The sequence below is a fragment of the Geodermatophilus sp. URMC 64 genome (genome assembly GCF_053502555.1).
Genome location: NZ_CP199955.1, coordinates 1,885,702 through 1,910,014, shown reverse-complemented (window position 1 = coordinate 1,910,014; position 24,313 = coordinate 1,885,702). Strand labels below are relative to the sequence as shown.

Sequence of the window (24,313 nt, the reverse complement as noted above, 5' to 3'; positions counted from 1 at the left end):
GACCATGGACCTCCAGACGATCTGGTTCGCCGCCGTCGCTGTGCTGTGGACCGGCTTCCTCCTGCTCGAGGGCTTCGACATCGGGGTCGCCGCGCTGCTGCCGGTGATCGGCCGCTCGCGGCACGACCGGCACCTGATGCTGCGCACCATCGGCCCGCTGTGGGACGGCAACGAGGTCTGGCTGATCACCGCCGCCGGCGCGATCTTCGCCGCCTTCCCCGGCTGGTACGCCTCGTGGCTGCCGGCGCTCTACCTGCCGTTCGTGCTCGTGCTGCTCGGGCTGATCGTCCGGGCGGTCGCGTTCGAGTGGCGGCACTCGCACCCCGGCCCGAGCTGGGACGCCGCCTGGACCCACGTCATCACGGCCGGCTCACTGGTCGCCGGGCTCGGCATCGGCGCCGCGCTGGGCGCCACCACGCTCGGCCTGCCGATCGACGCCGACGGCAACCGGGTGGGCGGCGCGTTCGCCGGGATTGGCTGGCCGGCGCTGCTGGGCGCCGTCGCGGTGGCCGCGTTCGCGGTCGTGCACGGCGCGCTGTTCCTGGCGCTGAAGACCGACGGGCCGGTGCGGCTGCGCGCGCGGGCGTTCGCGCTGCGCTGGTCGCCGGTCGCGGCGCTCCCGCTGCTGGCGTGGGCCGGTCTGGTGCAGCTGCGCGAGGGGACGGCGGTCACCGCGGTGCTGTGGGTGGTCGCGGTGCTGGCCGCCGTCGTCACCTGGACCCGCATCCGGGTCGACCGCGAGGGGCAGGCCTTCACCGGCTGGGCGGTGCTGCTGGCCGCCTCGGCCGCGACGCTGTTCGGCGCCGCCTACCCGGTGGTGATCCCGTCGACGGTGGACCCGGCGTTCGACCTGACCGTCGGCGCGGCCTCGGTCAGCGACTACACGCTGACGGTGATGACCTGGGTGGCCGCGGTCGGCCTGCCGGTGGTGCTCGCCTACCAGGCCTGGACGTACTGGGTGTTCCGGAAGCGGTTGACCGCCGAGCCGGTGCACGCGTGACCGGGCGGGGGCCGCTCGGTGCGCTGGCCGGCGTGCCGGGGCTGCGCGGGGCGCTGGCCCGGCAGGCGCTGGCGGCGACGTTCTTGACCGCCGGTCTCGTGCTGCTGGCCGGCGGACTGGCGACCGCGATCGCTCGGGTCGCCGGCCTGGCCGACGGCTCCCTGACCGCGCCGCTGGTGGTGGCGGTCGCCGGGGTGGCGCTGCGGGCCGGGGCCTCGACCGCCGGCGAGGCGCTGGCCGCCCGTGACGCCCGCCACGCGGAGGACCTGCTGCGCCGCGCCCTGCTCGCCCGGCTCGCTGAGAACCCGGCCGCGGTCGACGCCGCGGGCGGATCGGGGCCGGCCGCCGTCCTCGCGACCACCCGGCTGGCCGACCTGGGCCCGGGACTGGCCGGCTTCCTGCCCGCGTTCGCGCAGACGCTCGTCGTCCCGCCGCTGCTGCTCGGCGTGCTGGCCTGGACCGACCTGCTCTCGGCGGGGATCGTCGCGCTCACCCTGCCCCTGGTGCCGCTGTTCATGGTGCTGGTCGGCAAGCACACCCGGGACGGCACCACGGACGCCGCCCGCGCGCTGGACCGGATCGCCGGCCACGTCGCCGAGCTGGTCCGCGGCCTGCCCGTGCTGGTCGGGCTGGGCCGGGCCGCCGACCAGACGGCGGCGCTCGCCGAGCTGGGCGAGGCCTCCCGCCGGAAGACGCTGGCGACGCTGCGGCTGGCGTTCCTCTCCGCGCTCGTGCTCGAGCTGATCGCCACGCTGTCGGTCGCGCTGGTCGCGGTCGGCGTCGGGCTGCGGCTGGTGGACGGCGCGATGCCGCTCGCCGCCGGGCTGTTCGCGCTGCTGCTGGCGCCCGAAGCCTTCGCCCCGCTGCGCGCGGTCGGGGCGGCGCACCACGCGAACGAGGCCGCGACGCTCGCCGCGGCCGAGGCGCGCGCGGTGCTGTCCGCGCCGGTTGCCCCGGCGGCCCCCGCGCCGGCGGACGACGACCCGCGCGGCGCCGACGTGGCGGTCGCCGGGCTGTCGGTCCTCTACCCCGGCCGGTCGCTGCCCGCGCTGCCGCCGGTCGACCTCGCCGTCCGGCCGGGCGAGCTGGTGGCCGTCCGCGGCCGCAGCGGCTCCGGCAAGTCGACCCTGCTGGCGGTTCTCGCCGGGCTGGTGCCGTCCTCCGCCGTCGTCACCGGCGCGGTGACCGGCGTCGGATCGGTGGCCTACGTGCCGCAGCACCCGCGGACCACCGCCGCGACGGTCGCCGACGAGCTGCGCCGGCACGCCGGCGGGGAGGACGACGGGGACGTCGCCGACGCCCTGGCCCGCGTGGGTGCTTCCCGGCTCGCCGGCCGCGGGTGCTCGACGCTGTCCCCCGGTGAGCTGCAGCGGGTCGCGCTGGCCCGCGCGCTGGTGCGCATCCGCCGCGGCGCCCGGTTGCTGCTGCTCGACGAGCCGACCGCGCACCTCGACGAGGCGGCCGCGGCGACGGTCAGGCCGGTGCTGGCCGACCTGCGCGGCACCGTGACGACGCTGCTGGTCACCCACGACCCGGCGCTCGCCGCCCTCGCCGACCGCACCGTCGTCCTCCCCGAGCCGGCGCCCGTGCCGCAGGTCTCGGAGGGTGGGAGCGCAGGAAACCGGCGCTCCCACCCTCCGACGACGACCACGGCGGAGGGCGCGCCGCGCCGGCCGCGGACGGCGTTGCTGCGGGCCGTGGCCGCCGGGGCGCTGTCGAGCGGGGCCGGGATCGCCCTGACCGCCGTCTCGGGCTGGCTGATCGTCCGGGCCGCGGAGATGCCGCCGATCCTCACGCTGATGGTCGCGATCGTCGGTGTACGGGCGTTCGGCATCGGCCGCGCCGGCCTGCGCTGGGTGGAGCGGATGACCGCGCACGACGCCGCGCTGCGGATGGCCGCCGACACCCGCGTGCGGGTCTGGCGGGCGCTGGCCGCCCAGGGCATCGCCGCCGACCGGACGCCGGGTGCCGCGCTGGCCCGCGTGGTCGGCGACGTCGGGCTGGTGCAGGACCTCTCCGTGCGGGTCCGCCCGCCGATCCTCGTCGCCGGCACGGTGCTGTCCGCGACCGTCGCCGCCCAGGCGCTGCTCGATCCGGCCGCCGCCGCCGCGGTCGCGGCCGTGCTGGCGCTCACCGTCGCGCTGGTCGTGCTGGCGCACCGGCGGGTGGACGCGGGCGCCGCACGGCGGGACGGCGCGCTGCGGGTGGCGGCGCTGCGGGAGACGGCGACCGTGCTCGACGGCGCGGGTGACCTGCGGGCGCACGGCCTCGCCGGCCGGACGGCCGCCGACCTCGCCGCGCTCGCCGACCGCCAGGGCGCGGCTCAACGCACCGGCGCCGGCGCGGGCGCGCTGGGGACCGGTCTCGTCGTCCTCGGCACCGGGGTGGCCGCGGTCGTGGCCACGGCGGTCGGAGCCGCGGGCCCGCTGAGCGGTCCGGCCGTCGCGGTCCTCGGCCTCGCGCCGCTGGCCCTGGCCGAACCGCTGGCCGGGCTGGTCGCGGCGCTGCAGCGGCGTGGCCCCCTCGCCGACGCGCGCGACCGCCTCGACGCCGTCCTCACCGCGCCGGTGCCGGCCGACCCGGCCGACCCGGTGCCGGCCCCGTCGCCGGTGCGGCGGCTGGCCGTCGCGGACCTGACCGCCGGCTGGCCGGGCGGTCCGGACGTGCTCGCGGGGCTCGACGCGGAAGCCGGCACCGACGGCTGGCTGGTCGTGCGCGGCCCCTCCGGCGCGGGCAAGTCGACGTTCCTGGCGGTGCTGATGGCGGCGCTGCGGCCGCGCTCCGGCGACTACGCGGTCGAGGACGTGCCCGCCGACCGCATCGCCGGGGACGACCTGCGCGCCCGCATGGCGTGGCTGCCGCAGGAGTCACACGTGTTCGCCTCCAGCATCCGGGCCAACCTGGCCGCGGCCGCCCCGCGGGGCGCACTGGCCGGGCCGGACGGCGAGGCGCGGATGCGGGCCGCGCTGACCGCGGCGGGGCTCGGCGGCCTGCTCGCGTCGCTGCCCGGCGGGCTGGACACGCCGGTCGGCGCGGGCGGCACCGCGCTCTCCGGCGGCGAGCGGAGAAGGCTGGCCGCCGCCCGCGCCCTGCTGGCCGACCGCGACGTCGTCCTCCTGGACGAGCCGACCGCGCACCTGGACCCGCCGACGGCGCGGGCACTGGTCCGCGACCTGCGCGCCGCGCTGGCCGGCCGGGTGGTCGTCTGCGTCACCCACGACGACGACGTCGCGCGGCCCGGCGACACGGAGGTCCGCCTGGGCACCGCGGCGGCGTACGCGGGAACCGGGCGCGCCGCACGCTCGTGACTCCGGCGTGGACGGTCTGCGGCTCCTGCTCAACCTCGTCTGGTTCGTGATCCACGGCTGGCTGCTGGCGCTGGCCTACCTGTTCGCCGGGCTGCTCGCCTGCCTGCTCGTGGTCACGATCCCGTTCGGCATCGCCTGCTTCCGGCTGGCCGGCTTCGCCGCGCTGCCGTTCGGCCGCACGACGGTCCCGGCACCCGGTGCGGGGGTCGGCTCGGCGCTCGGCAACCTGCTGTGGTTCCTCGTCGCCGGCTGGTGGCTGGCGCTGCTCCACGTGCTCGCCGGCATCGCGTACTGCGTGACGATCATCGGGATCCCGTTCGGGCTCGCGCTGTTCAAGCTCGCGCTGGTCGGGCTGTTCCCGCTGGGCAAGCGGGTGGTCGAGACCGACCTCCCGCGGTCGTGGCGCGACGCCGGCTCGACGGTGAGCGCCGCGCCGGCCGGTCAGCGGCTGCCGCTGTAGCGGATCAGCTGCCCGCCGCCCTGGGTGCGGGCCGCGGCGAGGGCGAGCAGCGCCCGGCGGCGCACCTCGGCGGCCGGCAGCCCCGGCTCGAGGGCCGCGATGCCGGCGCACGCGGCGACGCCGGTGACCACGCCGGTCACGACGCGCACCAGCCGGCCGATGGCCACCTCGGCGGCGTCCGGGCCGCCGCCGATGAGGACGGCGAACTCCGTGGTGCCCTCCCGGGTCAGCCAGTCGTCCCCGCGCACCCCGCGGGCCAGCAGGCTGGTGACGGCGGAGAGCGTCTCCGGCGCGGTCGGCCAGCCGTCGTCGCGACGCAGCAGGCCGATGATGCCGAGCGTCGCGGGCGGCGCGCTGGGGTCGGCCAGGTGGTCGGCCAGCCGCGCGAGCAGGGCGGCCGGCCCGGGCAGCAGGCTGTCCTCGCCGAACGGTTCGGCGGAGAGGACGGGGACGGCCGGGTCGGGCAGGACGGGAGAAGCCATGTGGTGCTGATCGACCCCGTCTCGCCGCGCGGGAAGCCGAACGAGACGAGATCCCCCGGAAGTATCAGGAGCGGGCGGCGACGTCGTCCGTGAGCGGGACGTCGACGGCGATCTCGTCACCCAGCGTGGCGCCCTGCAGCAGCTCGAGGTCGTCGCCGGACCAGAAGCGGCCCGGGTCGTACCAGTTGCGCGGCCGCTCGGGCGGCAGCAGCCCCATCGCGGTGTAGGTGGCCGCGACCAGCTCGGCGCAGTAGACCGCCTCGGTCGAGGTCTGCCGCCGCAGCCGCCCGTTCAGCCAGCCCTTCGCCAGGCCGCGCGTCGTCGGGAACGGCTTGCCGTCGAGGCGGGCGATGGTGCGCAGGACGGCGTCCTCCATCTCGCGGGTCACGCCGCCGTCGTCGGCCGGGCCGACCAGCTGGCGCAGCCACGCCCGTTGCCCGTAGCGGCGGCGCCAGGTGAGGACGGCGTCGCGCAGGTCGTGCAGCTGCACGCCGCGGTGGTGCTCGCCGCTCCACGCGTCGGGCAGGGACTTGCCGAGCTCGGCGTGCCAGAGCAGCGGCGGCAGGTCCTCGAGGACGACGGCCATGCCGACGTGGTTGACCGGCGCGTTGGTGACCGTCCGGATCGCCCGGTCGGCCAGCGAGGCGCCGCGGAAGACCCACACGTCGCCGGTGCGGGTGAGCTCGACCGCCTCGTCGAGCGGGAGCGCGCGGCTGGCAGGCACGGCGCTAACTTACGGATCATGCGTCTCTGGAAGGTGCTCGGACTGGCCGGCCTCGCCGGCGTGGCGGCGACCGGCGCCGTCCTCGCCCGCAACGAGCGGCAGCGCCGGGCCTACACCGCCGACGACGTGCGCGCCCGGCTGCAGGAGCGGCACGCCGCACTGGAGGCGCAGCCGGAGCCCGTGCCACCGACGGTCGCCGAGCTCACCGCCGGCCGCACCCACCGGCTGGCCCGCGTCCTGCGGCGGAACTAGGCCGGGTTCTCCGGCAGGACGACGATCCCGTCCCTGTCGGCGTACAGCCACTCCCCCTCGCGGAACGCCACACCGGCGAAGGCCACCGGCAGCCCGACCTGCCCCGAGTGCAGCCCCTTCTGGCTGCGGCGGGGCAGGGCGGCCAGCGCGCGCACCCCGATCGGCTGCGCGTCGATCTCGTCGACGTCGCGCACCGCGCCGTTCACGACGACGCCGGCCCAGCCGTTCTCGGCGGCCGCCACCGCGAGGTTGCCGCCGAGCAGCGCGCAGCGCAGCGAGCCGCCGCCGTCGACGACGAGCACCCGGCCCTCCCCCGGCTGCTCGACGGCCGCGCGGACCAGCGTGTTGTCCTCGAAGACCTTGAGCGTCGCGATCGGCCCGTGGAACGCCGTCCGGCCGCCGTAGGACTGGAAGAGCGGCTCGCCGACCTGCGCCTCGGGGTGCGCGTCGGAGAGGTCGGTGGTGGAGAGGGACATCGCGTGGGCTCGCTCTCGGGTCGGAGGTCGGTCAGGACAGGGCGGCGACGACGGCGTCGGTGAAGCCACCGGTCGTGGCCGTGCCACCGAGGTCGCGCGTCCGGACGCCGCCGTCGATGGTGGACCGCACCGCGGTGTCGATCCCGGCCGCCGCGGCGGCCAGCCGCTCGTCGCCGTGCCGGGTGGCCAGCCAGTCCAGCAGCATGCCGCCGGACAGGATCATCGCCACGGGATTGGCCACGCCGCGGCCGGCGATGTCGGGCGCCGAACCGTGCGCGGCCTGCGCCATGGCGCGGTCGTCGGACGCGTTGATCGACGGCGCGATGCCGAGCGAGCCGGCCAGCTCGCCGGTCAGGTCGGAGAGGATGTCGCCGAACATGTTCTCGGCGACGATCACGTCGAAGTCACCGCCCCGGCGGACGAGGTGCACGGTCATCGCGTCGATGTGGAAGTCGTCGACCGTGACGTCGGGATACCGCGCACCCACCTCGCGGCAGACGTCGCGGAACAGGCCCATCGACAGCCGCAGCACGTTCGCCTTGTGCACGATCGTCAGGTGCTTGCGGCGCCGTCGCGCCGCTTCGAACGCGGCGACGGCGATCCGCTCCACCCGCGGCCGGGTGACGATGCCCATGGTGATCGCGACGTCCGGCGAGGGCATGAACTCGCCGGTGCCGGCGACGGTGTTGCGGTCGGCGTAGAAGCCCTCCGTGTTCTCCCGGAAGATCACCAGGTCGAGGTCGGGGACGACCACGCGGCCCGAGCTCAGCGCGCGGGCGGGTCGCACGTTCGCGTACAGGTCGAAGTGCTTGCGGAGAGCACCGCTCGGCGCCAGCTGGGACCGGAACGGCTCGGGGTAACCCACCGGGTCGATCGGCCCGAGCACCCACCCGTCGAGCTTCTCGGGGGCCGCAACGGTCTCCTCCGGCAGCGCCGTGCCGTGCGACTCGATCGCGGCGAGGCCCATGGGCAGCTCCTGCCACTCGATGGCCGGGTGCCCGACGGCCGAGAGGGCCGCGTCGATCACCCGGACCGCCGCCGGCGCGATCTCCGGGCCGATCCCGTCGCCGACGAGCACGCCCAGCCGGTAGGTCCGATCGGGGGCGGTGGTGTACGGCATCTGATCTCCTTCGGCCGATTTTATAAAGTGCAATGTATGATGATGGCAATGGAGTCGCAAGGGAGGAGTGCCGACGTGTCCGAGACGTCGTCCGCCGACGAGCCGTTCGCGACGAAGAGCGACCTGGCCTACGAGCGGGTGCGCCGACTGATCCTCTCCGGCGAGCTGCCGCCGGGCGCGGTGCTGCGCCAGGTCGCGCTCGCCCACAGGGTCGGGATGAGCACCACTCCCCTGCGCGAGGCGCTGCGCCGGCTCAAGCAGGAGGGCCTGGTCGAGCACGACGCCCACCACAACGCACGGGTCGCCCCGCTGACCGAGGCGGAGGCGCGCGACCTGTTGGAGATGCGCCTGGCTCTCGACCCGTTCGCCGCGTCGATGGCCGCGCAGCGACGCACGGACGAGGACCTGGCGGCGATCGCGGACGCGCTCGAGCGCCTGGAGTCGCTGCCCCGGAACCCGACGGCCGCCCAGCTGGCCACGCACCGGCTGTTCCACCGGGCGATCAACCGCGCCTCGCACAACGCGCTGATGGTGGACGCACTGGAGGGCGTGTGGGACAAGACCGACCGCTACCGCCGCCACGCCCTCGAGATCGACCGCACCGCCGAGGAGCGGGAGGCCCGCGCGGTCGAGCACCGGCTCGTGCTCGAGGCGGTGCGGGACGGTGACGCCGACCGGGCCGCCGACCTCGTGCGGGTGCACGCCGAGACGAGCCTGCTCACGCGCAGCGCCCTGCACCTGGGCGCATAGACCGCGAGCCGGGGACGAAGGGCCCTGGCGTGCCGGGCCTATGTATACAATGCTGCATACAACGAGAGGAGTTCGGGTGTTCAGCCTTCTGGTGCAGGTCCAGGTCGATCCGGAGCGGCGGGCGGAGTTCCTCGCCGCCGTCACCGACAACGCCGAGGCGTCGGTGCGCGACGAGCCGGGGTGCCTGCGGTTCGACGTGTGCTCCGTGGAGGGCGACGAGAACCGGTTCCTCTTCTACGAGCTCTACCGCGACGCGGCCGCGTTCGAGGAGCACCGCGCGGCGCCGCACTTCCAGGCCTGGCGCGAGGCGGCCGACCGCACCGTGATCCAGCAGATCAACACCCGCGGCGACCTGCTCGTCTCGCACACCGCCGAGGCGCTGGCATGAGCGCCCCCCGCACGTCCGGCCAGCCCAGCACCCAGCCGTGCATGGTGCTCCGGCCGGAGGAGATCGACCGGTTCGACCGCGGCAACGGCGTCGTCACGATCCCGTTCGTCGGCAAGTGGAACGCCGAGACGAACCGGGTGACCACCGGGATGACCGTCTTCACGCCCGGCACCGGCATCCCGCTGCACTCGCACAACGTCGAGGAGAGCGTGCTCGTCTACCAGGGCGAGGCCACCGCCGTCATCGGCGACGAGGAGTTCGACCTGGTCGCCGGGCAGGCCACGTGGGTGCCGGCCGGCGTCCCGCACTGCTTCCGCAACCGCGGCGACGGACCGATGACGATCTACTGGGTCTACGGCGGCCGCGACGTCACCCGCACCCTCACCGCCACCGGGGAGACCTTCGAGCACCTCTCCGAGGCCGACCGCGGGGCCACCCCCGCCCCCCGGGAGGACGCGTGAACGCCGTCGTCACCGTGAACCCGGCGACCGGCGCGCCGCTCGCCGAGTACCCCGCCTTCTCCGACACGGAGGTCGAGGCGGCGCTCGAGCGCGCCGCCGAGGCGCAGGTCGGCTGGGCGGCCGCCGGGTTCGACGCCCGGGCCGCCGTGCTGCGCCGCGCCGCCGAGGTGCTCCGCCGCGACGTCGACGCCCTCGCCCTCCTGGTCACCCGGGAGATGGGCAAGCCGCTGGCCGAGGCCCGGGCCGAGGTCGAGAAGTGCGCGACCGCCTGCGACTACTACGCCGAGAACGCCGCCGGCTTCCTGGCCGACGAGGAGGTCGCCACCGCCGCCGACCGCAGCTGGATCGGCTACGAGCCGGTGGGCGTCGTGCTGGCCGTCATGCCGTGGAACTTCCCGCTGTGGCAGGTGCTCCGCTTCGCCGCGCCGGCCCTCATGGCCGGGAACGGCGCGCTGCTCAAGCACTCCCCCAACACCACCGGCTGCGCGCTGGCCGTGCAGCGGGTGCTCGAGGAGGCCGGTGCCCCGGCCGGCCTGTTCGGCGCGCTCGTCGTCGCCGAGCCGGACGTGCCCGCGGTGACCGCGCGGCTGATCGACGATCCGCGGATCGGTGCGGTCACGATCACCGGCAGCGAGCGGGCCGGTGCCGCGGTCGGCGCGGCGGCGGGGCGGTCGGTGAAGAAGTCGGTGCTCGAGCTGGGCGGCTCCGACCCGTTCGTCGTGCTGGCCGACGCCGACCTGCCCCGGGTCGCCGCGCTGGCCGCCAGGGGACGGTTCCTCAACGCCGGGCAGAGCTGCATCTCGCCGAAGCGGATCGTGGTCGACGCCGCCGTCGCCGACGAGTTCACCCGCCTGCTGGTCGCCGAGGTCGAGTCCCTGACGGTCGGCGACCCGGAGGCGCCGGGCACCGACGTCGGGCCGATGGCGCGGGAGGACCTCCTCGAGGGCGTGCACGCCCAGGTCGAGAAGTCGGTGGCCGCCGGCGCCCGGCTGCTCGCCGGCGGCCGGCGGCTGGACCGGCCGGGCTGGTTCTACGCGCCGACCGTGCTCGCCGGCGTCGTCCCCGGCATGCCGGCCTACGACGAGGAGGTCTTCGGCCCGGTGGCCGCGGTGATCGTGGCCGACGGCGAGGACGACGCGGTGCGGATCGCCAACGACACCCGCTTCGGCCTCGGCGCCAGCGTCTGGACGGCCGACCCCGACCGCGGCGTGGCCGTGGCCCGGCGCATCCGCTCCGGCGCCGCCTTCGTGAACGCGATCGTCGCCTCCGACGCCCGCATGCCCTTCGGCGGCACCGGGCGCAGCGGCTACGGCCGGGAGCTGGCGGCGGCCGGCATCCGCGAGTTCGTCAACGTCCGCACGTGGTGGGTCCTCGACGAGCCCGCCGCGACGGCGCCGGTGTCGGAATGACCGGCCGGATCCCCCCCGAGCAGCTGCGCGCCTTTTCCGCCGGGGTGCTCGGCGCGGTCGGCGTGCCGGACGACGACGCCGCGCTCGTCGCCGACAGCCTGGTGCAGGCCGATCTGTGGGGACACCAGTCGCACGGCGTGCTGCGGCTGCCCTGGTACGTGGCCCGGCTGCGCAGCGGCGCGATGACCGCGCGCACGGAGCCCGGAGTGCTCACCGACACCGGGCCCCTGGTGCTGCTCGACGGCCGCGACGGCATCGGCCAGGTCCTCACCGACCGGGCGCGCGCGCTCGCCGTCGACCGGGCCCGCGCCCACGGCGTCGGCGTCGTCGGGGTCCGGAACTCCAACCACTTCGGGACGGCGATGTGGTTCACCCGCCGCGCCGCCCGGGACGGCTGCGTCGCGGTCCTGACCACGAACGCCAGCCCCGCGATGGCACCCTGGGGCGGCCGCGAGAAGGTGGTCGGCACCAACCCGTGGTCGATCGCCGCACCCGGGCCGGACGGCCGGGTGATCGCGCTCGACATCGCGAACACCGCCGTGGCCCGCGGGAAGATCTACCTGGCGAAGAACCGCGGCGAGCCGATCCCCGAGACGTGGGCGCTGACCCGCGAGGGCGCGCCCACCACCGACCCCGCCGAGGGGGTGCTCGGCGTGATCCTGCCGATGGCCGGCCACAAGGGGTACGCCATCGCCTTCCTGATGGACGTCCTCTCCGGGGCGCTCACCGGCAGCGGCGTCGGCACGCAGGTGCACGGGCCGTACGAGCCGGAGGCGCGCAGTGGCTGCGGCCACCTGTTCCTCGCGCTCGACCCGGCGGCCTTCGGCGACCCGAGCGGCTACCTGGCGCGGGTGGAGCGGCTCATCGACGAGGTGAAGGGCGTGCCGCTGGCGAAGGGCTTCGACGAGGTCTTCTACCCCGGCGAGGTCGAGGACCGGGCCGAGGCCGCGAACCTCGCGGCGGGCGGCGTCGTGCTGGCCGAGCAGTCGGTGGCGGACCTGCGGCGGCTGGCGGAGGAGACCGGCGTCCCCCTGCCCGCGGAGGCGGCATGACGGCGGAGCAGAGCAAGGCCGATCTGGTCCACCGGCAGCTCAAGGCCGAGATCGAGTCCGGTGCCCTGGCGCCGGGCACGCCGCTGGCCGAGCTGACGCTGGTCGAGCGCACCGGCGCCTCGCGCACCCCGGTGCGCGAGGCGCTGCGCCGGCTGGCCGCCGAGGGCCTGGTCGACCTCGCCCCCCGCCAGGGCGCCCGGGTGTCGCGGGTCTCGCCGCAGCGGGTGCGGGACCTGTTCGACTTCCGGTCGCTGCTCGAGCCCGAGGCGATGCGCCAGGCGGCGGCGTCCGCGGCCGCCGACCCCGCCCTGCGCCGGGAGCTCACCCGGCTGCGCGGCGAGTTCGCGCGGATCCAGCGGCGCAGCCCGTCGTCCGCCCGGTCGGAGCGGTTCTACGAGCTCGCCGACCGGTTCGACTGGACGGTCATCGGCGCCACCCGCAACGAGCACCTGCGCCGCACGATCGGCGAGCTGCGGCCGCACACGGCCCGGCTGCGCAACCTCTCGCACGGCGACCCGCAGCGGATCGAGGCGTCGGTGCAGGAGCACCTGCGGATGTGCGACGCGCTCCTCGCGGGCGACGCGGAGGAAGCGGCGGCCGCCTGCCGCGAACACCTGGCGCAGGGCGTGCGGACCATCTTCCGCACGGCGCTGGCCGGGCAGGGCGACGCCGACGCGCTGGACCTGCTGGCCTGACTCAGGGGGCCTTGACCGCCAGCACGGGGCAGTTGGCGTCGAGCAGGATCCGCTGTGCCTGGCTGCCGGTGATCAGCTTCCCCGTCGGCGTGCGCCGGCGGATACCGATGACGATCAGGCTGGCGTTGACCCGGTCGGCGGCCTCGACGACCTCCTCGGCCGCCTCGTGGCCGCGCACCTTCTGGTCGATCTCGTAGACGACGCCGCTCGCGGCGAGCTTCGTGCGCAGGTCCTCCAGCGCCCCCTCGGAGAGGAACCGCTTGTCGATCAGCGAGTCGCCGCGCGCGGTGTTCACCACGTGCAGCGGCTCCTCGCGGCGCCGCGCCTCGGTGAGCGCGGCGGCCAGGGCGGCCTCGCCCTCGGGGGTGGGGACGTAGCCCACGACGATCGTCATGCGGGCAGCCTCCCGGACCGAGCGGGCACCGTCAGCATTGCGACCGTAGAGATCGTTTCGGTCGTTGCGTGCACGCGGCTCAGGACGGCGCGCGGGGGGTGCGGAGGGTGAACCGGCGTTCCGGCCGCCCGGCCGTGCCGTACCGCTGGCGGACGTCGGCCTCCTGCTGGGCGACCAGCTGCTCCAGGTAGCGCCGGGCGCTGACCCGCGCCAGGCCCGTGCGCTCGCTGGCCTCGGTCGCCGACAGCCCGTCGGTGCCGGCCGCGGCCAGCGCCTCGCGGACCAGCGCCAGGGTCTCCGGCGCGATCCCCTTGGGGGTGGGAGCCGGCCGCGGACCGCCGCGGGACAGGGCGAACATCCGGTCGACGTCGCCCTGCGCCGCCTCCTCGAGCACCCCCAGGTCGGTGCGCAGCGCGGCGTAGTCGAGCAGCCGCTCCTCGAACGTCCGCCGGTCGAACGGCTTCACCAGGTAGTGCAACACCCCGCCGTGCAGCGCGCTGCGGATGCTCTCGACGTCCCGCGCGGCGCTGATCACGATGACGTCGGTGGAGACCTGCGAGCTGCGCAGCTGGCGGAGCACCTCCAGTCCGGTCATGTCCGGCAGGTAGACGTCGAGCAGCACCAGGTCCGGCCGCAGCCGGGCCACCTCCTCCAGCGCCTGCGCACCGGTGGACGCCGTCCCCACGACCTCGAATCCGTCGAGCGCGCGCACGAACCCGGCGTGCACCTTCGCCACCATGAAGTCGTCGTCGACGATGAGCACGCCGATCGGCCGGCCGCCGGTCATGACGTCACCAGCGCCGGGTCGGCGGGCAGCCGGGCGGTGAACGTGGACCCGCCGGCCGAGGTCGCGGTGACGCTGCCGCCGCGCCGGGTGCAGACCAGGTGCACGAGCGACAGCCCGATGCCGCGCTGACCGTCCTTGGACGACACCCCGCGGCGGAACACCTCGCGCTCCATGCCGGGCGGCACGCCGGGCCCGGAGTCGCGGACGACGACGTCGACCTCGCCGTCCACCAGGCCGAGCCCCACCTCCACCCAGCGGCTTGCCACCGAGGCGGTCGCGTCCATGGCGTTGTCGACGAGGTTGCCGACGACGGTCGCGACGTCGGTGCTCAGCTCGTCGTCGAGGACCGGGAGGGAGGAGTCCGGCGCGATCCGCAGGTCCACGGCGAGCTCCGCCGCCTGGCTGGCCTTCGCGATGAGCAGGGCGGCGATCGCGGGATCGCGCACCGCCGCGGTCACCACCCCGCTGAACTCCGACAGGCCGGCGCTGACCCGGTGGACGAACCGCACGGCCTCGTCCGGCTCGCCGAGCTCGATGAGACCGGCGATGGTGTGCAGCCGGTTGCTGAACTCGTGCGCCTGCGCGCGCAGCGTGTCGGTCACGTGCCGGGTGAGGTCGAGCTCGCGGCGCAGCTCGAGCAGCTCCGTGCGGTCGCGCAGCGTCGTCACCGAACCGATCGGCCGGCCCTTGCTGGAGATGGGCAGCCGGTTGACCACGAGCACCCGCCCGGCGCTGCCCACGGCGCGGTCGCGCTCCACCTCGTCGGAGAGCAGCGCCTCGCGCATCTCCTCCCCCACGCCGAGCTCCTCGAGGCCGCGGCCGACCGCGTCGCCCGGGATGCGCAGCAGCCGGAGCGCCTCGTCGTTGACGAGCGTGACCCGGCCGCGCAGGTCGAGACCGATCACGCCCTCGCGGATGCCGTGCAGCATCGCGTCCCGGTGCTCGACCAGCCCGGCGATCTCGACCGGTTCCAGGCCGAGGGTCTGCCGCTTCACCCGGCGGGCCACCAGGAGGGAGCCGCCGATCCCGATGAGGCTGGCCACCCCGAGGTAGGTGAGCAGGGTCGGGACGGCGGAGGCGAGCCCGTCGCGGATCCCGGGGTAGGCCCGCTGCACCTCGACCAGGCCGAGCAACTGCCGGCCGTCGGTCGAGTAGACCGGTGCCATGGCGACGGCCGCCCGGCCGCCGTCGTGCGTCCGGCCGTCCCCGCGCCAGGACCGCCCCTCGAGGACGTCGCTCTCGCCGAGGTCGAGCCGGGTGTCCAGCTGCGACGGGTTCGAGCTGGCGAGGACCGTCCGGTCGGTGCGCGCGACCACGATCTCCTCGGACAGCGAGCTGCTGCGCGCGTTCTCGGCCGCCACCCGGACGAAGGAGAGCGCCCCGTCCTGCACCGCCTGCCGGAACGCGCGCCCATTCGCCACGGACTCCGCGACGGCCTGCGCGCGCCGCCCCTCGACCCCCTCGGCCCGCTGGATCGCCTGCGCCACGGACACCGCGGCCACGCCGAGCAGCACGACGCAGACGATGACCACCTGCAGCGCGAGCAGCTGGCCGGTCAGCGACAGCCGCCGGGTCACGGTTCTCTCCTGAGTGTCGGTCGGGACTTCTGGGCACAAGCATGCGCGCGCAGTTCAGCACGCCGCAGATCCCGTCACGGCCGTGGACACAACGACCACAAAGCTCAATGCGCACGCAACCGTGACACGGACCACTCCGGTTGCCACCTTCGCCTGGAGCGGCGGTGATCCGCCGGACTGACAGGAGGAGAGAGATGCGCACTGCTTCCCTGAGGAAGCTCGCGATCGGCGCCGTCGGCGCCGTCGCGGCCGGGGTCGTGCTCACCGGCTGCGGCACCACCGCCGAGGGCGGCTCGGCCGCCGACGGCGGGTCCGGCGACGGCCCGATCAGCGGCCTGCGGGTGATGGTCCCCAACTCCCCGGGCAGCGGCTACGACACCACCGGCCGCGCGTGGGCGCAGGTGCTGGAGGACGAGGGCCTGGCGGACAACATCGAGGTGTTCAACCTCGAGGGCGCCGGCGGCACCGTCGGCCTGCAGCGGCTGGTCAACGAGGAGGGCAACGCCGAGCTGCTCATGCAGATGGGGCTCGGTGTCGTCGGCGCCCAGTACAGCAACCAGTCCGAGGCCACCCTGGACCAGACCACCCCGATCGCGAAGCTGATCGAGGAGGCCGAGGCGATCGTCGTCCCGGGTGACTCCCCCTTCCAGACGCTCGACGACCTGGTGACCGCGTGGAAGGCCAACCCCGGGGACACCCCGGTGGGCGGCGCCTCCAACCCGGGCGGCCCGGACCACCTGACCCCGATGCTCCTGGCCCAGGAGGTCGGCGTCACCCCGACCGACGTCAACTACGTCGCCTACGACGGCGGCGGCGAGCTGCTGGCCGGCATCCTCGGCGACGACGTCGCCTTCGCCGCGACCGGCATCGGCGAGGTCGCCGAGTCCGCCGCCGCGGGTGACGTCCGCATCCTGGCCGTGACCACGGAGGACGCCGTCGAGGGCGTCGACGCCCCGACGCTGAAGGACGAGGGCGTCGACCTGGTCTTCACCAACTGGCGCGGCATCGTGGCGGCCCCGGGCATCTCCGAGGAGGAGACCCAGCGCTTCATCGACGCCATCACCGAGATGCACGACAGCGACGCCTGGCAGAAGGTCCTGGAGGACCAGGGCTGGACCGACGCCTTCCAGACCGGCGACGAGTTCAGTGCCTTCCTGCAGGAGGAGAGCGACCGCGTCCAGTCCGTCCTCACGGAGCTGGGGCTGTCGTGACCTCGGCCGCCCCCGGCGGCACCCAGGAGCAGGGCCGCTCCGAGTTCGGAGTGGCCCTGTTCCTGGGGGCCCTCGGAGTCCTCGTCATCGTGCAGGCGCTGCTGCTGCCCGAGAGCCGGATCGCCCGCGGTCCGGTCGGCCCCGCGACGGTGCCCCTGGTGGTCGGTGGTCTGCTCGTGATCGTCGCGGGCTTCCTCGCCGTCGACGTCTGGCGCGGCGGCCGGGGTGAGCCGGAGGGCGGCGAGGACGTCGAGCTCACCGGCAGCAGCGACTGGCGCACCATCGCCATCCTGGCGGCGGCCTTCGTCGTCAACGCCCTGACCATCGAGAGCCTCGGCTGGCCGATCTCGGGAGCCATCCTCTTCTGGGGTTCGGCCTTCGCCCTCGGCAGCCGGCACTACATCCGGGACGCGGTTATCGCGTTCGTGCTGTCGATCGGCAGCTGGTACCTGTTCGTGCTCGGCCTCGGCATCTCACTGCCCGTGGGCATCCTGAGGGGGATCCTCTGATGGACGCGCTGACCTCGCTGGTCGAGGGCTTCGGCACCGCCCTGACGCCGACGAACATCATGTTCGCGCTGCTGGGCGTCCTGCTCGGCACGGCCATCGGCGTGCTCCCCGGCATCGGCCCGGCCATGACCGTCGCGCTGCTGCTGCCGCTGACCCGCGGCCTCGACGTCACCACCGCGCTGATCATGTTCGCCGGCATCTACTACGGCGGCATGTACGGCGGTTCCACCACCTCGATCCTGCTGAACACCCCCGGCGAGACCTCCTCGGTCGTGACCGCGATCGAGGGCAACAAGATGGCCCGCGCCGGCCGCGCCGCCCAGGCGCTGGCGACCGCCGCCATCGGTTCCTTCGTCGCGGGCACCATCGCGACGCTGCTGCTGGCCCTGCTGGCCCCGACCGTCGCCGACCTCGCCGTCGAGGTCTCCCCCGCCGACACGTTCTCCCTGATGGTGCTCGCCTTCCTGGCGGTCACCTCGGTGCTCGGCAGCTCCCGGATCCGCGGCCTCGCCTCCCTGGGCATCGGCCTGACGATCGGGCTCATCGGCATCGACGCCACGTCCGGCGAGCAGCGGCTGACCTTCGGCATCCCGGAGCTGGCCGACGGCGTCGACGTCATCGTGGTGGCCGTCGGGCTCTTCGCCGTCGGCGAGGCGCTCTGGACGGCGGCGCACCTGCGCCGGCGCCCGGTCGAGGTCATCCCGGTCGGCAACCCGCGGATGAGCCGGGACGACTGGCGACGTTCCTGGAAGCCGTGGCTGCGCGGCACCGGGATCGGCTTCCCGTTCGGCGCCATCCCCGCCGGTGGCGCGGAGATCCCGACCTTCCTCTCCTACGTCACCGAGAAGCGGCTCTCCAAGCACCCGGAGGAGTTCGGCAAGGGCGCGATCGAGGGCGTCGCCGGCCCCGAGGCCACCAACAACGCCTCGGCCGCCGGTGGTCTGGTGCCGATGCTCACCCTCGGCATCCCGACGACGGCGACCGCGGCGGTCATGCTGTTCGCGATCCAGAGCTACGGCATCGAGCCGGGTCCCCGGCTGTTCGACACCGAGCCGGAACTCGTGTGGGGCCTCATCGCCAGCCTCTTCATCGGCAACACCGCGCTGCTGGTGCTGAACCTGCCGCTGGCCCCGCTCTGGGCGAAGCTGCTGCGGATCCCCCGTTCCTACCTCTACGCGGGGATCCTGTTCTTCGCGAGCCTGGGCGCCTACGCGGCCAACGCCAACCCGTTCGACCTGTTCCTGCTCCTGGTCATCGGGGCGCTCGGGTTCATGATGCGGCGGTACGGGCTGCCGATGCTCCCCGCGATCATCGGCGTGATCCTCGGCCCGTTCGCCGAGGAGGAGCTGCGCCAGGCGCTGCAGATCAGCAACGGCCGGGTCACCGGCCTGATCAGCCCGATGACGATCGTCGTGTACTCGATCGTCGCGGTGATCCTGCTCTGGCCGCTGATCCGGAAGCTGCTGCCCCGCAAGGCGCCGGTCCCGGGGGTCTTCGAGGAGGCCGTGCACGAGATCGACGAGGCGCACCACCACACCGGCCTGACCAGCGCGGTGTCGGCGCGGCACGAGCACGACCACGGGGGCGCTCCTGGCACCGACACCGGCGCGGAGCCACCGCCGGACCCGGAACGCGACCGCTGACCAGTGGGGGGAGAGAGCCGCCGGCTCTCTCCCCCCACGGTCGTTCACGGGCCGTCGTACCCGAGCCGCGCCCCAGGGGTTTAGCGGCCAGGACCGGCGTGCATGCTCCGGGCATGCCCGGATCCGGGGACGACGGCCGGCCGCTGCTGGTGGGGTTCCGCGACCGCCGGGGCGAGAGGCCGGTCGCGGAGAGCCTCGGTGAGGCGCTGCTCGGCTCGCTCCTGGACCGGTCGCACCTGCTGCCGCCGTGGCTGGTCGGACCGCTCGTGGCGCAGGAGGTCGCCGGGGTCGGCGGCTGGGACGTCAGCATCCACCTGCAGGACTACGACCAGGTCCACCTGCAGCCGCTGCAGGGTCGAGGGCTGGTCGGCGAGCAGGCACCGATCGACTCCACCCCGGAGGGACGGGCCTTCCGCACCCACGAGACCGTCGAGGTGGAGCTGCCCGACGGCGGCGTCCGCCTGCACCTGCCGATGCTCGACGGCTCGGATCGCGTCGGCGTCCTGTCCTTCACCCTGCCCCGCGTCGGTGGAGGTGACCGCACGCTGGCGCAGCAGCTGGCCGGGCTGGTCGCCGATCTCGTCGTCACGAAGAACGCGTACACCGACGCGTACGCCCGGGTCCGCGCCGTCCGGCCCCTCTCGCTCGCCGCCCAGCTGCAGCGATCGACCCTGCCGCCGCTGGCCATGACGACGCCGGACGTCGACGTGGCCGGCGTCCTCGAGCCCGCCTACGAGGTCGGCGGCGACTGCTTCGACTACGCGATGGACGAGCACGTGCTGCACGTCGCCGTCTTCGACGCCATGGGGCACGGCCTCGAGGCGGCCACCATGGCCACCGTCGTGGTGGCGGCCTACCGCCACGGGCGGTGGGCCGGCTCCTCGCTGGCCGAGCTGTACGCCGAGATGGACCGCACCGTCGCCCTCACCTCCCCCGGACGTTTCGCGACCGCGCAGATCGGCCGGCTCGACACCGAACGCGGCCGGCTCAGCTGGGTCAACGCCGGACACCCGCCTCCCCTGCTGGTGCGTGCCGCCACGGTCGTCGGCGAGCTGACCGGTCCCGTGACCCGGCCACTGGGCCTCGGCGACGGCCCCGCCCGCGCGCAGACGGCGCAGCTCGAGCCCGGCGACCGCGTCCTGTTCTTCACCGACGGCGTCGTCGAGGAGCGGGTGGACGGCGAGCAGTTCGGCGAGGCGCGGCTCCGGCAGGTGCTCGAGCACACCACCGCCGAGGACCTCACCGCCCTGGAGACGGTGCGCCGGCTCTCCCACGCGCTCATGGCCGCCCGGCGAGGACGCACCAGCGACGACGCCTCACTCCTGCTCGTGGAGTGGAAGCAGCCGCCCCCCGACGACGACCTCGCCTGACGGGGGCGGCCGCGGTGGATCAGTCCGGGACCAGCGTGGTCAGCTCGCGCACGTAGACGCCGGTGCCGTGGCCGAAGCCGGAGACGACCGGCTGCAACCGGTCACCCACGGTGGCGACGGCCCGGTCGAGCAGGGTGCGCAGCCTCGGCACCCGGACCCGTTCGCCGGAGACCGTCAGCACGAGGACCGCGGCGACCAGCGCCAGCAGCGCCACCGAGCCGACGGCGACCGGCAGGCCGGCGGAGTCCGCGAGCAGCCCGATCACGGGCGGGCCACCGAGCAGCCCCGTGTAGCCGACCGTCGTGGCCAGGGCGATGCCGCTCGCGCCGCCGAGCAGCCCGGCGCGGGCGATCGCCAGCGGGAACACGTTGGCCAGGCCCAGCCCCACGAGCACGAACCCGGCCAGCGCCACGGCCAGGGACGACGTGGTCACCGCCGCGAGCGCCCCTCCGGCGGCCAGCAGGGCACCGCCGACCAGCAGCCGCCGCTCCCCCATCGCCTGCAGCAGCCGGCCGCCGGCCAGCCGGCCCGCGGCCATGGCGAGGGAGAAGCCGGCGTATCCCGCGGCGGCCACGGTGGCCGGTGCGGCGAGCTCCTCGCGCAGCAGGAGGGCGCCCCAGTCGGTGAGCGCCCCCTCGCCGAAGGCCGTGCACCCTGCGATGGCGCCCAGCACCACCAGGACCGCGGTCGGCCGCCGCCGCCCGCCGTCGGTGTGCCGGGACCCGCCGTGCGGCGCGCGGCGCCGGCGGGCGCCCACGAGGGTGGGCAGCGCCCAGGCGCTGACGAACAGGCCGGCGGCGGCGACGAGCGCGAGGTGGGCGGTCACGCCGAGCACGGCGGAAACGGCGCCGCCGAGCAGCGCGCCGCCGAGCCCGCCGAGGCTGAAGCCGGCGTGCAGGCCCGACAGGAGAGGCCGGCCGAGCCGGGCCTCGACCTCGACGCCGACCGCGTTGGCGGCGACGTTGACCATGCCGGTCGCGGCGCCGAACGCGAACAGCGCGACGCACAGGGCGGGAACGGAAGCGACCAGGCCGGGGAGGACGGCGCCGGCGGAGACGGCGACCGCGGCCAGGGCGGCCACCCGCCCCGCGCCGAACCGGGCGCACCACGCCCCGGTGCCGCGCATGCAGACCAGGGCGCCCAGCGACAGGCACAGCAGGGCGATGCCCAGGGTGCGGTGATCGGCACCGACCCGGTCGGCGACGTCGGGCACCCGGGCGGCCCAGCTGCCGAACACCGCGCCGTCGAGCACGAACAGCACGGTGACGGCGGCGCGCAGCCGGTCCGGGGAGGGCTGAGGCGCGCGGGCGGCGGTGGCACGGACGACGTCCGCGACCGGGGCGCGGGCGCGCGAGAGCAGGAAGGGAGTCGTCATGAGGGGATCTCTCGGGACGTCGAGGGGCAGGGCAGAGCACACGACCTCGGGCACCCGTCCCCTCCACGGTGCCCCAGGACATGTGTCGGTTCACGCGAATCCCCGTGAACTTCCCGTGAGACGAACCACCGCCATGTCACAGGAGCCGTTCCCTCTCCCACGGGGAACGGCTCCTGTGGTCGCGGTCTCGGGCCGGCGTCCACCTCGGCCGACGCCGCGCTCGGCTCAGACGCTGCGCCAGCGGCCGCGGGCAGCGTTGCCCGCCGGGCGGGAGGCGAGGACGTTGCCCTCGGTCGGGCCGACCTCGTCGCGGGCGACGGCGAGCAGCCGCATCAGCGGCTCGACCAGCCGGTCGTAGATCCCGGGCAGGAAGCGGAAACCGGCGGTGATCAGCGGGTTGAACACCCCCGCCTGCACGATCCGCCGCGGCCGGTCCAGCGTGCCGACCACCGCCTTCGCCACGCGCTCCGGCGAGTACACCGGCGGTGGTGGGCGGCCGGTGCTGCCCATGTACGAGGCGCCCTGGTAGTAGATCGGGGTGTCGACGCCGCCGGGGGCGACGGCGGAGACCGTGACGCCCTTCGCGTCCCGGGTCTCCTGCTGCAGCACCCGGACCAGCCCGAGCTGCCCCCACTTGGCCGCCACGTAGCTGCCCATGAGCGGCGTGGCGATCGAGCCGAGCAGCGAGCCGACCACCACCAGGTGACCGGCCTCCTGCCGGCGGAAGACCGGCAGCACCGTGCGCGCCACGTTGGCGGTGCCGTGCAGGGCGGTGTCCACGACGGCGTCGAAGACCTTCGCGGGCACCTCCTCGACCCGGCCGTAGGCCATGACCTGCGCCGCGTGCACGACGACGTCGAGCCGGCCGAAGCGGGCGACGGTCGACTCGACCACGGAGCGGACGGCGGCCTCGTCGGTGACGTCGGCCGGGCACACGACCGCGGCGGCGGCGCCGGCGGCCCGCGCCTCCTCCGCCGCCTCCTCCAGCGCCGGCCGGCCCCGGGCGACCAGGACGACGGCGGCGCCGCGCTGGGCGAACCGGTGGGCGGTGGCCCGGCCGATGCCACTGCTGGCACCGGTGACGAGGACGGTCTGGGGCATGCGGCGGACTCCGCTCCACGGGAATGGGTTGTGCGCCATCTACCCGTGGTCCGCCGTTCCATGCTCCAGCCGGTCGAGCAACCAGCCGGGGCCGGCGACCGGCGTGCCCACGGGCAGCCGCGCGCGCAGGCCGCGGTCGGCGGTCACGACCAGCAGCGGCTCGCCGGCGGCGGCCAGCTCGGCGGCGCACGCGGCGAGTGCGTCGTCCCCTCTGCCGGGGGCGCGCACGACGTCGACGCCGTCCGGCGCCGCCGCGGCCCGGGCCTGCCCCTCCACGACCGCGACGACGCGCGTGCACGGGAACTCGGCGCCGTCCGGCGAGCGCAGCGTCCGGCCCGGCAGCGCGGCCAGGCGGCGCAGCAGCCGCTCGGCCGCGCCGGCGCGGTCGCGCCACCAGCCGTCCGGCCGCGACCCGACGACGTTGGCGGCGTCCACCAGCACGACGGTCATGGGCACCGGCCTACCCGCCGTCGCCCGATCGGGCGACACCGGGGCCGTTTGCGCAGGTGGACCGAGGGAAGTGAGCAGTACGCCCGCGACCGAGGAGGCCTGTCATGGCGACGGACGACCGCGCACCGCTGGACCAGGACGGGTCCACCACGACGACGCGCGAGGGCGCGCACGCGACCCGCGGCGCGGCCCGCGACGCGGTCGCCGCGCAGCGCGCGCGCTTCGGCGGCATCAAGTGGGGGGCGGCCTTCTTCGGCTGGCTGTCGGCGAACGGCCTGGCGGTCGTGCTCATCGCCCTGCTCTCGGCCGCCGGCGTCGCGATCGGGCTGACCAACGGCGTGGACACCGCCGACGAGGCCGCCGCGCAGGCCGACAGCCTCGGCCTCGCGGGCGGCATCGCGATCCTCGTCGTCCTGTTCCTGGCCTACCTCGCCGGCGGGTACGTGGCCGGCCGCATGGCCCGCTTCGACGGTGCGCGCCAGGGCATCGCGGTCTGGCTCATCGGGCTGGTCGTCGTGCTCCTGCTGGCCCTCGCCGGCGTCGCGCTCGGCGCCGAGTACAACGTGCTGCAGCAGCTCAACCTGCCGCGCATCCCCGTCGACGAGGGCACCGCGACCACCGCCGGGATCGTCACGCTGGTGGCGATCCTCGTGGTGACGCTCCTCGGCGCGATCGTCGGCGGCAAGCTCGGCGACCGCTACCACCGCAAGATCGACCGGGCCGGCTTCACGCTCTGAGGAGCCCTGGCCGTCGGTGGCCGCTCGTAGGCTGCGCGGCATGTGCCGGAACATCCGACCGCTGGCCAACTTCGAGCCGCCGGTGACGCCCGCGGAGATCGACGCGGCAGCCCTGCAGTACGTCCGCAAGATCAGCGGCACGACGCGGCCGTCCCGGGCCAACGCCGAGGCGTTCGACCGCGCCGTCGCCGAGGTCGCCGCGGCCTCGGCCCGGCTGCTCGGGTCCCTGGTGACGACCGCGCCGCCCAAGGACCGCGAGGTCGAGGCGGCGAAGGCGCGCGAGCGGGCCGCGGCGCGGTACGGCACGCCGGCCTGACCCGCGCTCAGGAGCCGCCGGGCTCCGGCGTCCGGAACGGCACGTCGTCGCGCGGCGCGTCCGGCGGGTCGTCGGGCGGGTCGGCGTGGTCGCCGGCGGGTGGACGGCCGGGCTCCTCCCGCCCGTCGTCCGGCCGGCCGGGTCCCGGTTGCTGAGGCTGCGTCGTCGACATGCCCGGGCAGGTACCCCGGGTTTGACACGCCTGCCGGTGAGCACAGTGAACGGCAGGTGAACGACATGCGAGCGGGGCGAGCGGAGGAGGCGGC

27 protein-coding genes are annotated in these 24,313 nt (G+C 75.4%); 16 read left to right on the top strand and 11 right to left on the bottom strand.

Annotated elements, in window-relative coordinates; all coding sequences use genetic code 11:
- Window positions 1-4 precede the first annotated feature (4 nt).
- Genes cydB through ACWIYF_RS09405 form a run of 3 tightly spaced genes read left to right on the top strand, consistent with a single transcriptional unit; the run spans window position 5 to window position 4,768 of the window.
- Window positions 5-1,000, top strand: coding sequence for a cytochrome d ubiquinol oxidase subunit II (gene cydB / locus ACWIYF_RS09415; protein WP_448627860.1), 996 nt, complete (start codon window positions 5-7; stop codon window positions 998-1,000).
- A complete protein-coding gene (cydC, locus tag ACWIYF_RS09410; RefSeq protein ID WP_448627859.1) occupies window positions 997-4,308 on the top strand; it encodes a thiol reductant ABC exporter subunit CydC in 3,312 nt (1,103 codons plus the stop codon). The genes cydB and cydC overlap by 4 nt, the downstream gene beginning before the upstream one ends.
- A gap of 7 nt (window positions 4,309-4,315) precedes the next feature.
- Window positions 4,316-4,768: a YccF domain-containing protein gene (locus ACWIYF_RS09405; protein WP_448627858.1), complete on the top strand. Its 453-nt coding sequence runs from the start codon at window positions 4,316-4,318 to the stop codon at window positions 4,766-4,768.
- Here the strand turns inward: ACWIYF_RS09405 and ACWIYF_RS09400 are convergent.
- Together ACWIYF_RS09400 and ACWIYF_RS09395 are read right to left on the bottom strand one after the other, a co-directional pair.
- Window positions 4,750-5,250, bottom strand: coding sequence for a hypothetical protein (locus ACWIYF_RS09400; protein ID WP_448627857.1), 501 nt, complete (start codon window positions 5,248-5,250; stop codon window positions 4,750-4,752). The two genes, ACWIYF_RS09405 and ACWIYF_RS09400, sit on opposite strands and share 19 nt — an antisense overlap.
- A 64-nt stretch (window positions 5,251-5,314) precedes the next feature.
- Window positions 5,315-5,974: a hypothetical protein gene (locus ACWIYF_RS09395; protein ID WP_448627856.1), complete on the bottom strand. Its 660-nt coding sequence runs from the start codon at window positions 5,972-5,974 to the stop codon at window positions 5,315-5,317.
- 18 nt (window positions 5,975-5,992) lie between these two features.
- Here ACWIYF_RS09395 and ACWIYF_RS09390 point away from each other — a divergent pair, with 18 nt between their 5' ends.
- The gene (locus tag ACWIYF_RS09390) at window positions 5,993-6,226 is read left to right on the top strand and encodes a hypothetical protein (RefSeq protein WP_448627855.1); all 234 of its coding nucleotides are present in this window, start codon (window positions 5,993-5,995) and stop codon (window positions 6,224-6,226) included.
- Here ACWIYF_RS09390 and rraA read toward each other — a convergent pair.
- Both rraA and ACWIYF_RS09380 read right to left on the bottom strand, forming a co-directional pair.
- On the bottom strand, window positions 6,223-6,702 hold the full coding sequence (gene rraA / locus ACWIYF_RS09385; protein WP_448627854.1) for a ribonuclease E activity regulator RraA: 480 nt from the start codon (window positions 6,700-6,702) through the stop codon (window positions 6,223-6,225). The genes ACWIYF_RS09390 and rraA overlap by 4 nt on opposite strands.
- 31 nt (window positions 6,703-6,733) lie before the next feature.
- Window positions 6,734-7,822 carry an isocitrate/isopropylmalate dehydrogenase family protein gene (locus ACWIYF_RS09380; protein WP_448627853.1) on the bottom strand — a complete coding sequence of 363 codons (1,089 nt, stop codon included), beginning with the start codon at window positions 7,820-7,822 and terminating at the stop codon, window positions 6,734-6,736.
- Between the two features lie 75 nt (window positions 7,823-7,897).
- Between ACWIYF_RS09380 and ACWIYF_RS09375 the strand changes: the two genes are divergently transcribed.
- The 6 genes from ACWIYF_RS09375 to ACWIYF_RS09350 all read left to right on the top strand — a co-directional run bounded on the left by ACWIYF_RS09375 (window position 7,898) and on the right by ACWIYF_RS09350 (window position 12,577).
- The gene (locus tag ACWIYF_RS09375; protein WP_448627852.1) at window positions 7,898-8,572 is read left to right on the top strand and encodes a GntR family transcriptional regulator; all 675 of its coding nucleotides are present in this window, start codon (window positions 7,898-7,900) and stop codon (window positions 8,570-8,572) included.
- Window positions 8,573-8,648: 76 nt separating this feature from the next.
- The gene (locus ACWIYF_RS09370; protein ID WP_448627851.1) at window positions 8,649-8,960 is read left to right on the top strand and encodes a putative quinol monooxygenase; all 312 of its coding nucleotides are present in this window, start codon (window positions 8,649-8,651) and stop codon (window positions 8,958-8,960) included.
- Complete coding sequence (locus ACWIYF_RS09365) at window positions 8,957-9,421, top strand: cupin domain-containing protein (protein ID WP_448627850.1); 465 nt, start codon at window positions 8,957-8,959, stop codon at window positions 9,419-9,421. The genes ACWIYF_RS09370 and ACWIYF_RS09365 overlap by 4 nt, the downstream gene beginning before the upstream one ends.
- A complete protein-coding gene (locus tag ACWIYF_RS09360; RefSeq protein ID WP_448627849.1) occupies window positions 9,418-10,830 on the top strand; it encodes an NAD-dependent succinate-semialdehyde dehydrogenase in 1,413 nt (470 codons plus the stop codon). The genes ACWIYF_RS09365 and ACWIYF_RS09360 overlap by 4 nt, the downstream gene beginning before the upstream one ends.
- Window positions 10,827-11,882, top strand: a complete 1,056-nt coding sequence (locus ACWIYF_RS09355) for an Ldh family oxidoreductase (RefSeq protein WP_448627848.1) — start codon at window positions 10,827-10,829, stop codon at window positions 11,880-11,882. The genes ACWIYF_RS09360 and ACWIYF_RS09355 overlap by 4 nt, the downstream gene beginning before the upstream one ends.
- Window positions 11,879-12,577, top strand: a complete 699-nt coding sequence (locus tag ACWIYF_RS09350; RefSeq protein WP_448627847.1) for a GntR family transcriptional regulator — start codon at window positions 11,879-11,881, stop codon at window positions 12,575-12,577. The genes ACWIYF_RS09355 and ACWIYF_RS09350 overlap by 4 nt, the downstream gene beginning before the upstream one ends.
- Window position 12,578: 1 nt before the next feature.
- Here the strand turns inward: ACWIYF_RS09350 and ACWIYF_RS09345 are convergent, their stop codons facing one another.
- The 3 genes from ACWIYF_RS09345 to ACWIYF_RS09335 all read right to left on the bottom strand — a co-directional run bounded on the left by ACWIYF_RS09345 (window position 12,579) and on the right by ACWIYF_RS09335 (window position 15,335).
- Window positions 12,579-12,971: a universal stress protein gene (locus tag ACWIYF_RS09345; protein ID WP_448627846.1), complete on the bottom strand. Its 393-nt coding sequence runs from the start codon at window positions 12,969-12,971 to the stop codon at window positions 12,579-12,581.
- A 79-nt stretch (window positions 12,972-13,050) separates the two neighbouring features.
- Window positions 13,051-13,758: a response regulator gene (locus tag ACWIYF_RS09340; RefSeq protein WP_448627845.1), complete on the bottom strand. Its 708-nt coding sequence runs from the start codon at window positions 13,756-13,758 to the stop codon at window positions 13,051-13,053.
- Window positions 13,755-15,335: an ATP-binding protein gene (locus ACWIYF_RS09335; RefSeq protein WP_448627844.1), complete on the bottom strand. Its 1,581-nt coding sequence runs from the start codon at window positions 15,333-15,335 to the stop codon at window positions 13,755-13,757. The genes ACWIYF_RS09340 and ACWIYF_RS09335 overlap by 4 nt, the downstream gene beginning before the upstream one ends.
- A gap of 194 nt (window positions 15,336-15,529) precedes the next feature.
- Here ACWIYF_RS09335 and ACWIYF_RS09330 point away from each other — a divergent pair, with 194 nt between their 5' ends.
- From ACWIYF_RS09330 to ACWIYF_RS09315, 4 genes are all read left to right on the top strand, one after another.
- Window positions 15,530-16,546 carry a Bug family tripartite tricarboxylate transporter substrate binding protein gene (locus tag ACWIYF_RS09330; RefSeq protein ID WP_448627843.1) on the top strand — a complete coding sequence of 339 codons (1,017 nt, stop codon included), beginning with the start codon at window positions 15,530-15,532 and terminating at the stop codon, window positions 16,544-16,546.
- Window positions 16,543-17,055 (top strand): tripartite tricarboxylate transporter TctB family protein, encoded by a 513-nt coding sequence (locus ACWIYF_RS09325; protein ID WP_448627842.1) that lies wholly within the window; start codon window positions 16,543-16,545, stop codon window positions 17,053-17,055. Before ACWIYF_RS09330 ends, ACWIYF_RS09325 begins: the two co-directional genes overlap by 4 nt.
- Window positions 17,055-18,698, top strand: a complete 1,644-nt coding sequence (locus ACWIYF_RS09320) for a tripartite tricarboxylate transporter permease (protein ID WP_448627841.1) — start codon at window positions 17,055-17,057, stop codon at window positions 18,696-18,698. Before ACWIYF_RS09325 ends, ACWIYF_RS09320 begins: the two co-directional genes overlap by 1 nt.
- A gap of 113 nt (window positions 18,699-18,811) precedes the next feature.
- Complete coding sequence (locus ACWIYF_RS09315; RefSeq protein ID WP_448627840.1) at window positions 18,812-20,068, top strand: PP2C family protein-serine/threonine phosphatase; 1,257 nt, start codon at window positions 18,812-18,814, stop codon at window positions 20,066-20,068.
- A gap of 19 nt (window positions 20,069-20,087) precedes the next feature.
- Here ACWIYF_RS09315 and ACWIYF_RS09310 read toward each other — a convergent pair whose 3' ends face one another.
- From ACWIYF_RS09310 to ACWIYF_RS09300, 3 genes are all read right to left on the bottom strand, one after another.
- Complete coding sequence (locus ACWIYF_RS09310) at window positions 20,088-21,443, bottom strand: MFS transporter (RefSeq protein ID WP_448627839.1); 1,356 nt, start codon at window positions 21,441-21,443, stop codon at window positions 20,088-20,090.
- Window positions 21,444-21,668: 225 nt separating this feature from the next.
- Window positions 21,669-22,544, bottom strand: coding sequence for an SDR family NAD(P)-dependent oxidoreductase (locus tag ACWIYF_RS09305; protein ID WP_448627838.1), 876 nt, complete (start codon window positions 22,542-22,544; stop codon window positions 21,669-21,671).
- A 39-nt stretch (window positions 22,545-22,583) separates the two neighbouring features.
- Window positions 22,584-22,994, bottom strand: coding sequence for a hypothetical protein (locus ACWIYF_RS09300; RefSeq protein ID WP_448627837.1), 411 nt, complete (start codon window positions 22,992-22,994; stop codon window positions 22,584-22,586).
- A gap of 104 nt (window positions 22,995-23,098) precedes the next feature.
- Here ACWIYF_RS09300 and ACWIYF_RS09295 point away from each other — a divergent pair, with 104 nt between their 5' ends.
- Together ACWIYF_RS09295 and ACWIYF_RS09290 are read left to right on the top strand one after the other, a co-directional pair.
- Window positions 23,099-23,731 carry a hypothetical protein gene (locus ACWIYF_RS09295; protein ID WP_448627836.1) on the top strand — a complete coding sequence of 211 codons (633 nt, stop codon included), beginning with the start codon at window positions 23,099-23,101 and terminating at the stop codon, window positions 23,729-23,731.
- A 40-nt stretch (window positions 23,732-23,771) separates the two neighbouring features.
- On the top strand, window positions 23,772-24,047 hold the full coding sequence (locus ACWIYF_RS09290; protein WP_448627835.1) for a DUF2277 domain-containing protein: 276 nt from the start codon (window positions 23,772-23,774) through the stop codon (window positions 24,045-24,047).
- 7 nt (window positions 24,048-24,054) lie between these two features.
- Here ACWIYF_RS09290 and ACWIYF_RS09285 read toward each other — a convergent pair whose 3' ends face one another.
- A complete protein-coding gene (locus ACWIYF_RS09285) occupies window positions 24,055-24,219 on the bottom strand; it encodes a hypothetical protein (RefSeq protein ID WP_448627834.1) in 165 nt (54 codons plus the stop codon).
- Window positions 24,220-24,313: the final 94 nt, after the last annotated feature.

Bases quoted from the DNA above. Each gene is read 5' to 3' on its own strand.
- ACWIYF_RS09315 (WP_448627840.1), top strand. From the start codon at position 18,812: ATGCCCGGATCCGGGGACGACGGCCGGCCGCTGCTGGTGGGGTTCCGC.
- cydB (WP_448627860.1), top strand. From the start codon at position 5: ATGGACCTCCAGACGATCTGGTTCGCCGCCGTCGCTGTGCTGTGGACC.
- ACWIYF_RS09290 (WP_448627835.1), top strand. From the start codon at position 23,772: ATGTGCCGGAACATCCGACCGCTGGCCAACTTCGAGCCGCCGGTGACG.
- ACWIYF_RS09345 (WP_448627846.1), bottom strand. From the start codon at position 12,971: ATGACGATCGTCGTGGGCTACGTCCCCACCCCCGAGGGCGAGGCCGCC.
- ACWIYF_RS09310 (WP_448627839.1), bottom strand. From the start codon at position 21,443: ATGACGACTCCCTTCCTGCTCTCGCGCGCCCGCGCCCCGGTCGCGGAC.
- ACWIYF_RS09295 (WP_448627836.1), top strand. From the start codon at position 23,099: ATGGCGACGGACGACCGCGCACCGCTGGACCAGGACGGGTCCACCACG.
- ACWIYF_RS09340 (WP_448627845.1), bottom strand. From the start codon at position 13,758: ATGACCGGCGGCCGGCCGATCGGCGTGCTCATCGTCGACGACGACTTC.
- ACWIYF_RS09365 (WP_448627850.1), top strand. From the start codon at position 8,957: ATGAGCGCCCCCCGCACGTCCGGCCAGCCCAGCACCCAGCCGTGCATG.
- ACWIYF_RS09350 (WP_448627847.1), top strand. From the start codon at position 11,879: ATGACGGCGGAGCAGAGCAAGGCCGATCTGGTCCACCGGCAGCTCAAG.
- ACWIYF_RS09320 (WP_448627841.1), top strand. From the start codon at position 17,055: ATGGACGCGCTGACCTCGCTGGTCGAGGGCTTCGGCACCGCCCTGACG.
- ACWIYF_RS09380 (WP_448627853.1), bottom strand. From the start codon at position 7,822: ATGCCGTACACCACCGCCCCCGATCGGACCTACCGGCTGGGCGTGCTC.
- ACWIYF_RS09400 (WP_448627857.1), bottom strand. From the start codon at position 5,250: ATGGCTTCTCCCGTCCTGCCCGACCCGGCCGTCCCCGTCCTCTCCGCC.
- ACWIYF_RS09330 (WP_448627843.1), top strand. From the start codon at position 15,530: ATGCGCACTGCTTCCCTGAGGAAGCTCGCGATCGGCGCCGTCGGCGCC.
- ACWIYF_RS09305 (WP_448627838.1), bottom strand. From the start codon at position 22,544: ATGCCCCAGACCGTCCTCGTCACCGGTGCCAGCAGTGGCATCGGCCGG.
- rraA (WP_448627854.1), bottom strand. From the start codon at position 6,702: ATGTCCCTCTCCACCACCGACCTCTCCGACGCGCACCCCGAGGCGCAG.
- ACWIYF_RS09300 (WP_448627837.1), bottom strand. From the start codon at position 22,994: ATGACCGTCGTGCTGGTGGACGCCGCCAACGTCGTCGGGTCGCGGCCG.
- ACWIYF_RS09390 (WP_448627855.1), top strand. From the start codon at position 5,993: ATGCGTCTCTGGAAGGTGCTCGGACTGGCCGGCCTCGCCGGCGTGGCG.
- ACWIYF_RS09285 (WP_448627834.1), bottom strand. From the start codon at position 24,219: ATGTCGACGACGCAGCCTCAGCAACCGGGACCCGGCCGGCCGGACGAC.
- ACWIYF_RS09355 (WP_448627848.1), top strand. From the start codon at position 10,827: ATGACCGGCCGGATCCCCCCCGAGCAGCTGCGCGCCTTTTCCGCCGGG.